17 protein-coding genes are annotated in these 12,777 nt (G+C 43.5%); 12 read left to right on the forward strand and 5 right to left on the reverse strand.

What is annotated here, in order from left to right; genetic code table 11:
- Nucleotides 1–334: 334 nt before the first annotated feature.
- From ABWT76_RS19605 to ABWT76_RS19650, 10 genes are all read left to right on the forward strand, one after another.
- The gene (locus ABWT76_RS19605) at nt 335–970 is read left to right on the forward strand and encodes a two-component sensor histidine kinase (protein ID WP_054467227.1); all 636 of its coding nucleotides are present in this window, start codon (nt 335–337) and stop codon (nt 968–970) included.
- A gap of 33 nt (nt 971–1,003) precedes the next feature.
- Nucleotides 1,004–1,741: an ATP-binding protein gene (locus ABWT76_RS19610; protein WP_354634829.1), complete on the forward strand. Its 738-nt coding sequence runs from the start codon at nt 1,004–1,006 to the stop codon at nt 1,739–1,741.
- A gap of 27 nt (nt 1,742–1,768) precedes the next feature.
- Nucleotides 1,769–2,068 carry a ferredoxin gene (locus tag ABWT76_RS19615; RefSeq protein WP_054467231.1) on the forward strand — a complete coding sequence of 100 codons (300 nt, stop codon included), beginning with the start codon at nt 1,769–1,771 and terminating at the stop codon, nt 2,066–2,068.
- Nucleotides 2,069–2,706: 638 nt separating this feature from the next.
- On the forward strand, nt 2,707–4,356 hold the full coding sequence (locus ABWT76_RS19620) for an NAD(P)H-quinone oxidoreductase subunit 4 (RefSeq protein ID WP_054467233.1): 1,650 nt from the start codon (nt 2,707–2,709) through the stop codon (nt 4,354–4,356).
- A 184-nt stretch (nt 4,357–4,540) separates the two neighbouring features.
- Nucleotides 4,541–5,089, forward strand: coding sequence for a J domain-containing protein (locus ABWT76_RS19625; protein ID WP_354634830.1), 549 nt, complete (start codon nt 4,541–4,543; stop codon nt 5,087–5,089).
- A 9-nt stretch (nt 5,090–5,098) separates the two neighbouring features.
- Nucleotides 5,099–6,109, forward strand: a complete 1,011-nt coding sequence (locus ABWT76_RS19630) for a hypothetical protein (protein ID WP_354634831.1) — start codon at nt 5,099–5,101, stop codon at nt 6,107–6,109.
- A 314-nt stretch (nt 6,110–6,423) separates the two neighbouring features.
- Nucleotides 6,424–6,582: a type II toxin-antitoxin system Phd/YefM family antitoxin gene (locus ABWT76_RS19635; RefSeq protein WP_231636832.1), complete on the forward strand. Its 159-nt coding sequence runs from the start codon at nt 6,424–6,426 to the stop codon at nt 6,580–6,582.
- A gap of 593 nt (nt 6,583–7,175) precedes the next feature.
- Nucleotides 7,176–7,673, forward strand: coding sequence for a hypothetical protein (locus ABWT76_RS19640; RefSeq protein WP_054467239.1), 498 nt, complete (start codon nt 7,176–7,178; stop codon nt 7,671–7,673).
- A gap of 12 nt (nt 7,674–7,685) precedes the next feature.
- A complete protein-coding gene (locus tag ABWT76_RS19645) occupies nt 7,686–7,922 on the forward strand; it encodes a hypothetical protein (protein WP_197285322.1) in 237 nt (78 codons plus the stop codon).
- 199 nt (nt 7,923–8,121) lie between these two features.
- The gene (locus ABWT76_RS19650; RefSeq protein WP_197285323.1) at nt 8,122–8,358 is read left to right on the forward strand and encodes a hypothetical protein; all 237 of its coding nucleotides are present in this window, start codon (nt 8,122–8,124) and stop codon (nt 8,356–8,358) included.
- Between the two features lie 187 nt (nt 8,359–8,545).
- Here ABWT76_RS19650 and ABWT76_RS19655 read toward each other — a convergent pair whose 3' ends face one another.
- The 5 genes from ABWT76_RS19655 to ABWT76_RS19675 form a co-directional block, all read right to left on the reverse strand.
- The gene (locus ABWT76_RS19655) at nt 8,546–8,740 is read right to left on the reverse strand and encodes a type II toxin-antitoxin system RelE/ParE family toxin (protein WP_231636833.1); all 195 of its coding nucleotides are present in this window, start codon (nt 8,738–8,740) and stop codon (nt 8,546–8,548) included.
- Nucleotides 8,737–9,003 carry a hypothetical protein gene (locus tag ABWT76_RS19660; RefSeq protein WP_054467241.1) on the reverse strand — a complete coding sequence of 89 codons (267 nt, stop codon included), beginning with the start codon at nt 9,001–9,003 and terminating at the stop codon, nt 8,737–8,739. The genes ABWT76_RS19655 and ABWT76_RS19660 overlap by 4 nt, the downstream gene beginning before the upstream one ends.
- A 155-nt stretch (nt 9,004–9,158) precedes the next feature.
- Nucleotides 9,159–9,452, reverse strand: coding sequence for a WD40 repeat domain-containing protein (locus ABWT76_RS19665; RefSeq protein WP_242049750.1), 294 nt, complete (start codon nt 9,450–9,452; stop codon nt 9,159–9,161).
- Complete coding sequence (locus ABWT76_RS19670; protein WP_242049752.1) at nt 9,385–9,843, reverse strand: hypothetical protein; 459 nt, start codon at nt 9,841–9,843, stop codon at nt 9,385–9,387. Before ABWT76_RS19670 ends, ABWT76_RS19665 begins: the two co-directional genes overlap by 68 nt.
- Nucleotides 9,840–10,151 (reverse strand): hypothetical protein, encoded by a 312-nt coding sequence (locus tag ABWT76_RS19675; protein WP_054465323.1) that lies wholly within the window; start codon nt 10,149–10,151, stop codon nt 9,840–9,842. Before ABWT76_RS19675 ends, ABWT76_RS19670 begins: the two co-directional genes overlap by 4 nt.
- Before the next feature lie 220 nt (nt 10,152–10,371).
- On the opposite strand from ABWT76_RS19675, the gene ABWT76_RS19680 reads away from it, so the two are divergent.
- Together ABWT76_RS19680 and ABWT76_RS19685 are read left to right on the forward strand one after the other, a co-directional pair.
- Nucleotides 10,372–11,397, forward strand: coding sequence for a C39 family peptidase (locus tag ABWT76_RS19680; protein WP_054465321.1), 1,026 nt, complete (start codon nt 10,372–10,374; stop codon nt 11,395–11,397).
- A 353-nt stretch (nt 11,398–11,750) separates the two neighbouring features.
- Nucleotides 11,751–12,521, forward strand: coding sequence for an RNA methyltransferase (locus ABWT76_RS19685; protein WP_354634832.1), 771 nt, complete (start codon nt 11,751–11,753; stop codon nt 12,519–12,521).
- The last annotated feature ends 256 nt before the right edge of the window (nt 12,522–12,777 follow it).

Genomic DNA, 12,777 nt, shown 5'->3' on the forward strand with positions numbered 1-12,777 from the left:
GAAACTTAGACTAATTCTAGAATATCTTCTCGTCTGCATTTTTCTGTATCTGAGTAAATTTACCTAAATGTTACACCCAAATTTTACTCAGATATCTGGTTCAATTAAATCTTAATTAATTGCTAAAATCAACCCTGATCAAGACGATGCAAACCTTCAGAATCAACTGCCAGAAATTAGACATCATTCAAATCAATGGGTATTGGGTATCACTGGATTAACCTTAGTCCTATTGCTTGTGCTTTTAGCTAGATTAAGTGAATTGTTCATTACCAGCTTAATCACTATTTAAGTGTATTTAATTCTCCATCGTCAATTTTTATTATAAGTAGCGGTGCAGCAGCGAACTAACAAAAATTTACAAATCAGTGAACAACTGGCAGCAGCAATCCGGGAACAGCAAAAAGCAGAGAAACTTTTAGCGGCATATAATCAGACTTTAGAGCAGGAGGTGATGCAGCGAACTGAAGAACTGATTGATTCTAATAAAAGACTGGAACTGGCTAAGGAAAAAGCGGAAATAGCCAGCCAATATAAGAGCAATTTCATTGCCAATATGAGCCATGAGTTCCGCACCCCAATGAATGCCATTCTTGGGTTTTGTGAATTGCTGAAAAATAGCCCACTTGAAAATAAGTCAAAAAGCTATGTTGAGGCGATCGCCTCTAGTGGCAAACTGCTCCTGGCTTTGATTAATGATATCCTAGACTTGTCGAAAATTGAATCCGGGAAACTAGATGTCAGTTATGAACCCGTTGACATCAGGATGGTGATTCAAGAAATTGAACAAATTTTCTCTCACCCCGCGAGTCAAAAAAATTTGTTACTTTTTAGTGAGATTGACGAAAAGCTTCCTCAGAACCTTTATTTTGATGAGGTACGGCCGCGTCAAATACTTTTTAATGTTGTCGGTAATGCTCTCAAATTTACCGAAGAGGGTTTTATTAAAATTTCTCTCAGCACCAAATAAAATACCCATAGTTTTCCAGAGAGTGAGTCATCCTTGAATGAGTGCTTACCAGGTTCGGAAATCATCAATCAATCTGCTTTACAACTCGTCAGTTTAACCCTGAGCATAGAAGATACGGGAATCGGGATTAGCCCTCAAGATCAATTGCATATTTTTGATGCTTTTGCCCAAGGCAATAGACAGAGTAAACGTAAGTATAGTGGTACAGGTTTAGGATTAGCAATTACCAAACGACTTACAGAAATTTTGGGGGGAACCATTGAACTCGAAAGTGAGTTAAATTCTGGTTCTATTTTTACGTTTAAGTTTCCTAATGTGAGGGTGTTTGATTCCGCGATCGCTGAGAGTAAATTGCCGATCGCGATCGAGCCAAATTTAGATCCAGTTCAATCCAGCGTCAAGCCTGACCGAGAGCCAAACAATTCTATTATAGATATAGATCGAGCCAGCGATCGCCTGAATCCTGAAATGATGCAGTCACCAGTGCCATTAATCAATGAGGCAGCATTTCGGGAATTAATGGATCAACTGGACATAGAACAAACACATATTTGGCCAGAATTATGTCAAAAAATGAAATTTAGAGAATTACAAGCATTTTCCGAGCGCTTAAACCAGTGGGCAGAGAAATATCCTTTAGGGGATTTGTTAAACTATGCCAATCAGGTGGCAAATCAACTAGAACCATTTGATTGGGATCAATTACCCGATACTATCGCTCAATTTACGGAAATTATTGAATCTATAGAAGCCAAATTTAATCAAAAATAAATGATATCATCAATCGCCGATAAAAATATGGTAATCGTACAGCAATCTCAGAGAAAAGTTTTGGTTTGTATTAATCGAACTTGTCGGAAGCAAGGGGCAGAAAAAGTGTTACAAGCGTTTCAACAAATGCCCATAGAAAATGCGATCGCCGAGGGGACGGGTTGCCTGGGACAATGTGGCAATGGTCCGATGGTATTGGTGGAACCAGAACAAGTTTGGTATTGCCAAGTTAGACCCGAAGAAGTTCCAGCGGTGGTCGAACGACATTTAAAAGGAAATCAACCGATTAAAGGGATGCTTTATCGCAAGTTTCACCCAAGGGAATAGGCAGCTTTTTGGGGTGTAGGGTGTAGGGTGTGGGGTGTGGGGTGCAGAGGAGCTTCTGGTGCGGGGGAGCAGGGGAGAAGAGGAGGAAAGAGGATAGAGGAAAGAGGATAGAGGAAAATTCTCTTCTCTCTATCCTCTTTTCTCTTTTCTCTCTTCGCGGGGGAGCGGGGGAAAATAATTAACAATTGCCAATAGTTAGGCACCGTATCTTATAATGACTATATTACCAAAAAATGCTGAATTGTCAATAGTTTTTATAATTTTTTTGATTTTACAAAGATATGTGAAAATAACATTTTGCGGAAAATTAATCTCTTTGCCGGTGATAAGTGGGGATTAAGTTAATCTCTATTATTGGGTTTGATAATTTGGTTTTTATAATTACTTATATTGCTTATGATTATTATCGATAAATTATTATGGAAAACCATTGAGCCAACGATCGCGATCGCCTCTGTCCCTTATGGCCTAGGCCGAGACGCGATCGCATCTCTAAACCATACTGGATAAGGTTTTCCCTAATGTACTACCAATCAGTTTCCGCCACAATGAAAAAAATTTAAATAAAAAGTAAAAAACAGAGATAATATTTTCACAGTTCTTTCACCGGCCCATGTTTGGGCTCAACTTCCACTGCAATGCTTACTGATTCATTTCCTTGGTTAACCACCACATTTGCCCTGCCCTTCCTGGCAGCATTCCTGGTGCCAATCATCCCCGATCGCGATGGAAAAGTGCTGCGTTGGTATGCCTTGTCAGTGGCGATCGCCGACTTGGTACTAATTTGCGTACTCTTTTGGCAAAAATACGACCCACAACTCGCCACCTTTCAAATCACCGAAAAATTCACCTGGATTCCCCAACTAGGCATCAGTTGGGCGGTGTCCGTCGATGGAATGTCCATGCCCTTGGTACTTCTCGCGGCATTTGTCACCACCCTTTCCCTGCTTTCCGCATGGCAACTAGATCGCAAACCTAGGATGTTCTACTTCCTAATGCTGGTCTTATACGCGGCGCAAATCGGCGTATTCATCTCCCAAGACCTGCTGCTATTTTTCATCATGTGGGAACTGGAACTCGTCCCGGTTTACTTGCTGGTCTGCATTTGGGGTGGCCCGAAACGGCAATACGCCGCCACGAAATTCTTACTCTACACTGCCGCTGCTTCCATCTTCATCTTAGTGGCAGCCTTCGCCCTAGCCTTCGCCGGTCCAGGTCCAATCACCTTTGATATTGCCGAACTCGGCTTAAAAGACTTCCCCCTAGCCTTGGAACTGCCGCTATATGCGGGATTACTCTTTGCCTTTGGGGTCAAACTCGCTGCCCTACCTTTCCATACTTGGCTACCGGATGCCCACGGGGAAGCATCTGCCCCAGTGTCCATGATTTTGGCCGGAGTTTTGCTGAAAATGGGCGCTTATGGCATCATGCGCTTAAACATGGGATTAATGCCCGATGCTCATATTTACTTTGCCCCGGTATTAGTCACCCTGGGTGTCATTAATATTATCTACGGTGCCTTAGCTTCCTTTGCCCAAACCAACATGAAACGGCGATTAGCTTATTCATCGGTTTCGCACATGGGCTTTGTGCTGATTGGCATTGCCTCCTTCACCGATATCGGCGTCAATGGGGCAATGTTGCAAATGATTTCCCACGGTCTAATTGCCTCAGTCTTGTTCTTCCTGACCGGCGTTACTTACGATCGCACCCAAACTATGACCATGAAAGATATGGGTAGCATCGGAATGTTTATGCCCAAAGTTTTCGCCCTTTATACCGCTGGGGCAATGGCTTCTATTGCTTTACCGGGAATGAGTGGCTTTGCCAGTGAAGTGGCAGTATTTATTGGCATTGCTACCAGTGAATTTTATAGTGTGGCTTTCCGATTTGCGATCGTCTTCTTAGGCGCGGTGGGAGTCATTCTCACCCCGATTTATTTATTATCAATGGTTCGGGAAGTGTTCTACGGTTCTTTTTACGGATCGAAAGAAGTGCCGGCTTGTGACCTCACCGACCCAGAGTTACGAGAAGACTTTATCATCAACCAAGCAGCGGTCTGCTTTGGAACTAATTGTATCTTACCGGGAGAAGCGCAGTTTTTAGATGCCCGTCCTCGTGAAGTAGCGATCGCCCTGAGTTTTTTGGTGTTAATTATTGCCTTGGGCTGTTATCCCAAGATTGCCATGCAAGCTTATGACACCACCACGGTAGCCATTAATCAAGAAGTGATTAACGCTTATGGTCATGTTCGACAGTCTCAAACCGTCGGCATGAACTTACCCTAAAAACCTAAAAACCCGGTTTCTCTATTTATTTTTACCCCAGAAACCGGGTTTCTATGACAATCTCTGCATCCTCACCGAAATATGGTTAAGAAACCCGGTTTCTTGTCCCTTACCCGAAATTTACTGCTAGAATTGACTAATGTAGGATACACATTTCTCAACCTGTCATTTTAAAATACGCTATATGGTTTTATTAGTCCTACCTCAAGAAGTACGGCATGAGATTGCTCGGATCGCGCAAAATGGGCAAATTGATGTACCAAGCCTGGAACAATTTGCTTATTTAGTTCTCCGAAGTGCTTATCAGGAAGAGACTCCAGAAAATTCACTCAGTATTGATGAGTTAAAAAGCGCCATTTACCGCCGTTTTAAGGTCAAAAATACCAAAGAACTAAAGCAGTCTGGAGCTTTTAAGATGGCCACAGAGGGCATAAAAATACCCGATTTTCGGTTGAAATCAACCTGGGAGATGTTATATCGTCGATTTATTGATATTCTCCCCCACGAGCGATATCAGCAGGGTTATGGCTGTATTAACGGTGTCAACGTCTTTAATTATTTCAAGCCGTGGCAAGTCTTTGACTTAGATCCCAAAACAGCGACAAAACAAGATATTAAGAATGCTTATTATCGGCTTTCAAAGATTTATCATCCTGATAATCCAGAGACGGGCGATCGCATGATTTTTGAGCGAATCGATTTAATGTACAAAAGTCTTAGTTTTGAAATTTAATCATGGTCATTGATTGAGAGAGATATTTTCTATATTGAAGAAAAAAAATTAGTCGAAGCATTAGAAATCACATTAAAAGAGTTTGATGATTTTGTTGAAAGGTTAATTTCCGTTGATTTAATACTTCAAGAATCGCTCCACTTTATTGTTCAGAATTATATTGCCGAAAAACCTATTAGGCTTTTTTCTCGTGAAGGTGCGATCGCCGTTACCAGGAGTTTAGAGAAAGAAGGAATTGTTAATGATGCCACGATCAAATCGGTGTTGATCTTAGTTGAACAATACCGCATTGAGCAGATTGATAATAAAGTTCGTCGTTCAATTTATGAACATAGTTCTTCTTTGCTGGTAAAAAATCAGAGACATTGGCTAAGTTATCGAGATGTTGTAAAAATATTCCGAACTAATAAGGATAGACTGGCTGAAGCCAGGGCATCGATTAGAATGTCTGATAACCCAATGATATTCGGTGAAGACTTCGATCTAATAGAAAAAGATGTACATTTCTCACTATCAGGTTTGGAAAAATTAAGTATAGAGCTATCTTTGACTTTGCGATCGCAAGAAAGGCGAGAGTATTGCGAGAGGGTTAGAGAAGTGGCTCCGCCCGTTTTAGAATACCTAGCTTTGGCTCCATCTCCATCGGATAGTCAGATTGAGAGTGCTGTTAGATTTGTCAAAAACCAGAACAACAAATGTTGTCAAATTACAGGTGCTACTCGTAACAAATATGACAATCCAACCCTACAACTGGTAGGACATCATTTATATGACAAAGAAAACTATAGATTTTTGGCGGCAGAACCTGAGAATATTATTCCCATTTGTCAAGAAATTAGTGATGGTTTTCATCTTTGGAATGGCGGCTTCAAAAAATCTTGTACAATTGATGATTTTCTTAAGTATATCAAATGGAAATATCCTGAAAAACATCACAAAATATTAATGCTATATCGGAAACGAAAAATTCTCTATGAAAAACTTAAAATGCATCAACCAACTCTACCTTATGGTGAATAAGTGACTATAAAATTAGTCTTGGTATCCCCAAATTTTGTTTTATCCTAATCTGCTGGCTCAAACCGATTCAAACCCTCCGCAGTAACACACCAACGGGGAAACCTTCTGATGAGATGGTTTTCACTCATTATTAATGTCTTACCTTCTCTGGCTATTGCTATAACGCCTTACCCTGAAACATTTTGCTATAGAAACCGGGTTTCTGTCAGACGGTTTGCATCTTCACCCAAACCGCCTCAAGAAACCCGGTTTCTTGTCTCCCATACTCGCCCCTTAGCATTGTACAATAATGTTGTACGAGTTATCTAGCAAAAATGATGTTAAGCAAAGAAACCACTTATTCTCAAGCGAGAATGAATTTAGCCACTATTTTGGATCAAGTGTGTGATGAGCGTCAGATTGTGGTCATTAAGCGCCGCAATGAGAAAAATGTGGCGTTAATTGCCGAAGATGAGCTAGAGAGTTTATTATAATGTGTCTATTTACTGCGATCGCCCGAAAATGCGAAACGTTTATTTCGTGCTTTAGAATGGTCAGAAAATAGCACCACAACTCCTCAAACGGTAGCTGAATTAAAAGAGGATTTAGGAATTGAGTCCTAAAAATAAAAAACAATTTAATGAAAACCATAATAAATTGAGTTAGAGCATTTTTTCGTTTACAAATTAACAAAAAATAAGGTTTATTTTTTACAATCACGTTCTGATTATAAATCAGATTAAACTGATGAAAAAAATCTATTTTTAATTGAATTTTAATTTAATTAAAAATACCAACTATATCCTAAGTAGAAAACGGGGAATTGGGTCAGACAAAAACATAACGAGAAACCGGGACCCAATGCCATAACCTTTGCATCCTCACCCAAATCTGATTAAGAAACCCGGTTTCTCGCATCCCCCCACCCGAAAACCCAGCAACCCTCAGAAACCGGGGCTGCCATAACCTCTGTATCCCCACCGAAATCTAGTATCGAAGGTTTCTAGCCCCCACCCACATCTTGAGAATTGTAAAAACATTGGCTTTTCGTTGGTTTTTTGCTATGATGTCCACAGGAGGTGGAATTATGGCGACGCCTGTAAAAAATCAAAGCGGGCTCAGCTTACGAGTTGGTCAAACCTGGAAGTCGTTTGAGCAATTTCGTCTAGAAGGGGCGAAAACCCTGAGTTCAGTCAAGGATCGGGTTATTGCCACCCTTCATACCAAATCAGGCCAATATCGTATTATTGAAGAGCATGATTTTCAGACCTTGTATGGTTTAGCCCGGGATGTCGATCGCCTGCGGGGAGGACTCCGGGTAGTGGTTCTAGCGGTACGCGCTGCCCAGAAGCATCCCGATGAAGAAAACTTAAATTTACTGGCGGAAGCGGTGGCTATGCTAGGCAATTTGCCGGAACTCCCGGTGCGCGATACCTTTGATGCTTTGGAACCGGAAACCTTAGACCAAAATGAGGAAGAGGAGGTGATACTCGATCGCGATCGCATTCCTCACCCCCTGCATGAAGCAAGGCTATCGCGTCAGCAAATCGGCGAAACTGCCCAGCCCAATGGACTAGAAGACTAAATCACGGGGACAATGAACAATCAACCGCCTCCCAGTCTAGCGGAGTTAGAAAAGCAGTTAAAAAATCTCTCCCATGATTCTCAGGCTTTAGAGATAATTCAGGAGTTCGCCAATAAACTGGGCAAAACCAAACACCGCCAGCTTGTCTTTGGAGAAGAAGGCGCACTGGTATGCCAGCCCATTGAGTATCAGGATGTCTTGGCAAGGGGTCTGATTGATGAGACAGAAGACCCCTTTACTCTTTTGTAGGGGCATATTATCAGCACAGATGCGGCTTATTTCCTCGGAGAACGGATCGCGGGGATTAAATTTGCCATTGCTACTTCTACGATCTTGTACCTGGTCGCCGTAATTACGCCTTTTTGTTGCGATTACAACCCATTCGTGCCAACGATCCGAATGCCAAACAGCTTCTAAGTGAAATGCTAAAGTTCACGTCCACCAGAGGATGTGTCTGCCACCTTTGCCCGGTGATCCAGAAGATGCGATCGCCAATGCGGTGATTTTTGATGGCGTTTGTCAAATTCGACTAGATGATTTATTGGTATCAACACGCCATGCAAGTTTAAGTCTGGTGGGGTGGCGCATATTTGGCTCTTTAGTGCGTTCAATTTTGGTGCGGACTGGGCCTAGTGAAGTGGCAATGCGAGAAGCTTTTCACTTCCGAGAAACCGGGTTTCTATGACAATCTCTGCATCCTCACCCAAATCTGATTAAGAAACTCCTCGCATCTGCAGTGAGTATGGCTTCAGCTAGTTTCATCCTTTGATTTATCAATCGCTAAACAATTCTTCTAGGTCTTGTCTGCCATGCACAACCCGCAAAAAATCGACCATTTCCCCTCTGACCCGATAAAAAATAATGTAGCCATATCAAGGTAAACCGCGCAAATCCGCCAATAAATAATCGTAACTTTTTCCCAGATAAGGGAACTGGGTTAAGTATTTGCATTTCTGGTTAAATTCTGCAAAAAAACGCTCCCCTGCTGTCAGATTTCGGGCTAAAAAATACTCATAAATCTGGTTCAAATCTTGACTGGCGGATAGGGATATCCGGTACTGACTCACTGCGCTTCTCCCTTGGCTTGGTGAAAACGCTCCAAAATGTCTAAAACAAAAGTTTCCCCATCTAAGCCTTCGCCATTATCCAATTCTAAGGCGGCAGATTGTACTTTAGCAAGGGTTTCGGTGAGCCAGTCTTGGTATTCAGTTTGCAATTTTTCTAGCAATTTAAACGCTGCATTCACCTCTTCATCAGGATGGTTAAAATTGCCCTGGGCTAACTGGGCAGCGATAAACTCCTCTTGTTGCTTGTTTAAGGTAATTGGCATCACTTTCTCCAGAAACCTGCTTTCTCGCCATTATAGCTGTAGGGCAGGTCACTCGGATGCAAGCAAAGAAGGTTTCTCCCCACCCCTGCCGATGGCGGGCACCCCTGCCGATGGCGGGCACCCCTGCACCCCTGCTCCCCAGCCCCTCTGCTCCCTCACACCCCCTCCAACCGCAGAAAATGCACCCGCCCCGACCAATCCCCCGCCACCACCGTCACCCCATCAGCTGCGATCGCACAACAGTTAAACCCACCAAACTCCCCTCTAAACGTCGCCACCTCATTTCCCGTCCCTAACTCCCACAGTTTCAGGGTGTTATCATAAGAACCAGAAACAGCGATTTTGCCATCGGGGGTAATGGCGACTGCATATACCGAGTCATTATGCCCGGTGAGGGTGCGAATCAGTGCTCCACCGGGAGGAGTGAGGGTGGGGGAGAGGGGACGCAACCAGGGTTTTTTTTTGGGCTTGTTTGACCTGTTCCAGTAACGCGACAATTTCAGGCTGAGAAAACGACAATAACCGCCCCAGCATTTGCCCCGCTAGTTGGGTCTTATCCTGGTCTAAAATATGTGCCGATAGCCGCAACGCCCCTTGAATTAGGCTTAACGTCTGTTGTTCCGTTTCCGATACCAAGGGTAATGCCAAATCATAATCATCAATTAACGGGTTGATCCCCACCGCCTCTAACTTTTGCTCCAAAAAGCCAAAATCCGTCAACCAAGCTACCAACCGCTGTACCTGTCCCCCCTTGGCAAAATAACTGGGTTGATGTCGGAGGAGGTGCAGGCGGTCTTCTGGTAACTGTTGCTGAATCCAATCTCCTAATTCTGTGGTCATAGAGGCGCTCCATCGGCTAAATTGTCACCCATACGGCGGTTAATCTCTTCTAGGTCAACTCCTGAATCTTTGGCTTGCTCGTTGAGAAAGTCGCTAAACGAGGCATGATAGACGCTGTAGCGAGGTTCTTCCTGAATCTTTTGTAACCGCAAAAACTGCCGCCATTCCTTCAACACTGGCGGCAGCTTATATTCTGCTATCCCGGTGAACTTAGCCAGCAACCGCTGGGAAATGGGTTCTCGCGCTTCCGAGAGGACATAAATGATGTAGATTTTCTCAGCGGGTAGCGGGTCAGCATTCATATCCATAATCAGCCTTTTTGGTAATATTGCCGCAGACTCCTTGGGAGTATTCTAGATTTGGTAGTCTATAAATGCTTTCCACTGTCAACCATCAAGCATCCTCATAGACTAATCTCACAGATAAAATAAGTAGGGGCAATCCGTTGGCGGTGGTTGCCCCAATGTCAGAATATAAATATGGTGCGTAAGTCATCTATTTCATAAACCCATAAAGAATTGCAGCCAAATGAGACTAGAACAAATTACCACTCGATTACCTTTATCCCAAGTAGCTCAGAATTTTGCTCTGAGCAGTCAAGTGCAACAACGTTTAATCGCACTGAGGTTACTTGATCCCCCGGTCGATGGCATTTTCGGCCCCAAGACTACCGCAGCGTTTCGGCGATTTCAAACCCTGGTGGGAATTACCACCGAACCAGATAGTCTTGGTCCGCAAACCGCCAGACAACTGTTAACGGTACAGCCACAAAACCTGCCGACGAATAATCCGGTTTTAAGCATAATTATCAAGACCAAGCTCAAACTGCGGCCTCTTCAGTCCAGGGAATTAAGCCCTAGTGAGATCCTGGACGCTGAACCGGGTCAGTCATTTGCTCTGGTAGATTATGAAGCGGGGCACCGGCGTCACTATAAGGTGACATTCTCTCAGCCGGTGAGTAGTCAAAGGGTTTGGTATGCCTACGACGAGCACGTCAAAATCGTTGATGGGACGCAACAGATTATTAACAGTGGCCCGCCGAGACAAGTCAGACTGAATGTGCCCTTTAAATCTCAGTTGGACAACTGGTATAACCCAACGGGTTCTTGTAATGTTACTTCGATCGCCATGTGTTTGGAGTATCTGGGGGTGAGACGCTATGATTTGCGGTACAGGCAGCTAGAGGACGAACTGTATCGTTATATGCTCGATAGCGGATTAAGTCGTCATTCTCCTCAAGACCTGGCGAAAGTGGTGCGTGATTATGGCCGCCGAGACGATTTCACCGTTTGGGGCACCATTGACCGAGCGAAGGAGCATATAGCCAAGGGCAACCCGGTAGTGGTGCATGGATACTTTACTTCTTTTGGTCATATTATTGTTTTAGTTGGCTACGATCAAAATGGATTTATTGTCCATGACCCCTACGGGGAGTGGTTTTCCACGGGCTATCGTACAGACCTGAGTGGGGCATTTCTCCACTACAGTTATAATCTGATTAGGAATACTTGTATGCCTGATGGTCAGTTTTGGACTCACTTTATTAGCCGCTAATTAGCCCCTAAATTTAGATCAATTGAGATTGATCATAGTAATTTAAATTTAGGGAAATGAACCCCTGAAAATTTTAGATCCTGTCCCCGCGAATGCGTTGGTTGGGTTGAAGACCGAAACCCAACCTACTAATAGCTAATAATAGCTATAATTATGGCTATAACTTTCAGGTTTATGCTCTATTAAAGTGGTAAATAAAATAGGTCAATTCTGATGATTTTTGGCCAAAAAATCTTAAAATTACTGAATCGGTATTCAAAAAGTGAATGGGGAAAAGTAGGGGCGCTTCGGGAAACGCCCTGGCGATCGCGAAGCGCCCCCTAGGGAATCGCTAGTTTTAGGGTGATGAATGGATGAATGAACAATTATTAGCTGCGGTAAGAATTATTTTAGTGGAACCGGCAGGGGCGCTGAATGTGGGCACGATCGCCCGAACTTTGAAAAATCTGGGACTTTCTCAGTTAGTTTTGGTAAATCCTCATTGCGATCCTTTGGGGGAAGAAGCCCGCCGGATGGCGGTTCATGCTCAAGATATTTTAGAAAATGCTCAGGTGGTGGGCTGCTTACCAGAAGCATTGACAGGGTGTGTGCGTGCGATCGCCACTACAGCCCGTCCGCGAGCGCTGGATACGGTATTAGAATCTCCTAGAGTTGCCTTACCCTGGCTTTGTGATTCATCCACTCCCTCGGCTTTAATTTTTGGCCCGGAAGATCGCGGTTTAAGTAATCAGGAATTGAATTATGCCCAGAGATTTGTCCGCATTCCGACTTCAGACGCTTATCCCTCCTTAAATCTGGCTCAGTCCGTGGCGATTTGTGCTTATGAACTGTCCCAGTCAGTGACGGAAAATATGCCACCGGCAGCCATGCGGGGTTTAACGCCTGTGGAGTCTAACCCCTCTGCCTCAATGGAAGCGATCGAGGGATATTATCAGCATCTAGAAAGCCTCTTGCTCAAAATTGGGTATCTTTATCCCCATACCGCTGCCACCCGGATGGAAAAATTCCGAAGAATTTATAATCGTGCAGGACTATCTAATCAGGAATTAGCGATGCTGCGGGGAATTCTTTCTCAGGTAGAATGGGCAATTTCCGACTTAAAAGTCAGTAGCACGGATGACTAAAATCAAGTCTCCAGGGATTTCGCCTGGGTGTGTCGAGAAGCGATCGCATCTATCTATTGATATATCTATCTATCGATAATTCGGATATGACTACTGCATTGAAATGGCTGGGTCAATTCAGCAATGTCCCAGAAATCTGTAGGGGAGTTTTCTGTGGCGGAGGTTGCCCCTACAGGGTAAGTCCTACCGGATAGAAATCCCATAATCGCCTAAATTATTTATGGATATTGATGGATTCAGATATTAATTAATGAAA

The sequence above is a fragment of the Planktothricoides raciborskii GIHE-MW2 genome (assembly GCF_040564635.1).
In the GTDB taxonomy this organism is placed as follows: Bacteria; Cyanobacteriota; Cyanobacteriia; order Cyanobacteriales; family Laspinemataceae; genus Planktothricoides; species Planktothricoides raciborskii.

Coding starts and splice junctions, on each gene's coding strand:
- ABWT76_RS19615 (WP_054467231.1), top strand. CDS start 1,769: ATGGTAATCGTACAGCAATCTCAGAGAAAAGTTTTGGTTTGTATTAAT.
- ABWT76_RS19635 (WP_231636832.1), top strand. CDS start 6,424: ATGATGTTAAGCAAAGAAACCACTTATTCTCAAGCGAGAATGAATTTA.
- ABWT76_RS19680 (WP_054465321.1), top strand. CDS start 10,372: ATGAGACTAGAACAAATTACCACTCGATTACCTTTATCCCAAGTAGCT.
- ABWT76_RS19645 (WP_197285322.1), top strand. CDS start 7,686: ATGAACAATCAACCGCCTCCCAGTCTAGCGGAGTTAGAAAAGCAGTTA.
- ABWT76_RS19640 (WP_054467239.1), top strand. CDS start 7,176: ATGGCGACGCCTGTAAAAAATCAAAGCGGGCTCAGCTTACGAGTTGGT.
- ABWT76_RS19685 (WP_354634832.1), top strand. CDS start 11,751: ATGAATGAACAATTATTAGCTGCGGTAAGAATTATTTTAGTGGAACCG.
- ABWT76_RS19625 (WP_354634830.1), top strand. CDS start 4,541: ATGGTTTTATTAGTCCTACCTCAAGAAGTACGGCATGAGATTGCTCGG.
- ABWT76_RS19675 (WP_054465323.1), bottom strand. CDS start 10,151: ATGGATATGAATGCTGACCCGCTACCCGCTGAGAAAATCTACATCATT.
- ABWT76_RS19620 (WP_054467233.1), top strand. CDS start 2,707: ATGCTTACTGATTCATTTCCTTGGTTAACCACCACATTTGCCCTGCCC.
- ABWT76_RS19650 (WP_197285323.1), top strand. CDS start 8,122: ATGTGTCTGCCACCTTTGCCCGGTGATCCAGAAGATGCGATCGCCAAT.
- ABWT76_RS19670 (WP_242049752.1), bottom strand. CDS start 9,843: ATGACCACAGAATTAGGAGATTGGATTCAGCAACAGTTACCAGAAGAC.
- ABWT76_RS19660 (WP_054467241.1), bottom strand. CDS start 9,003: ATGCCAATTACCTTAAACAAGCAACAAGAGGAGTTTATCGCTGCCCAG.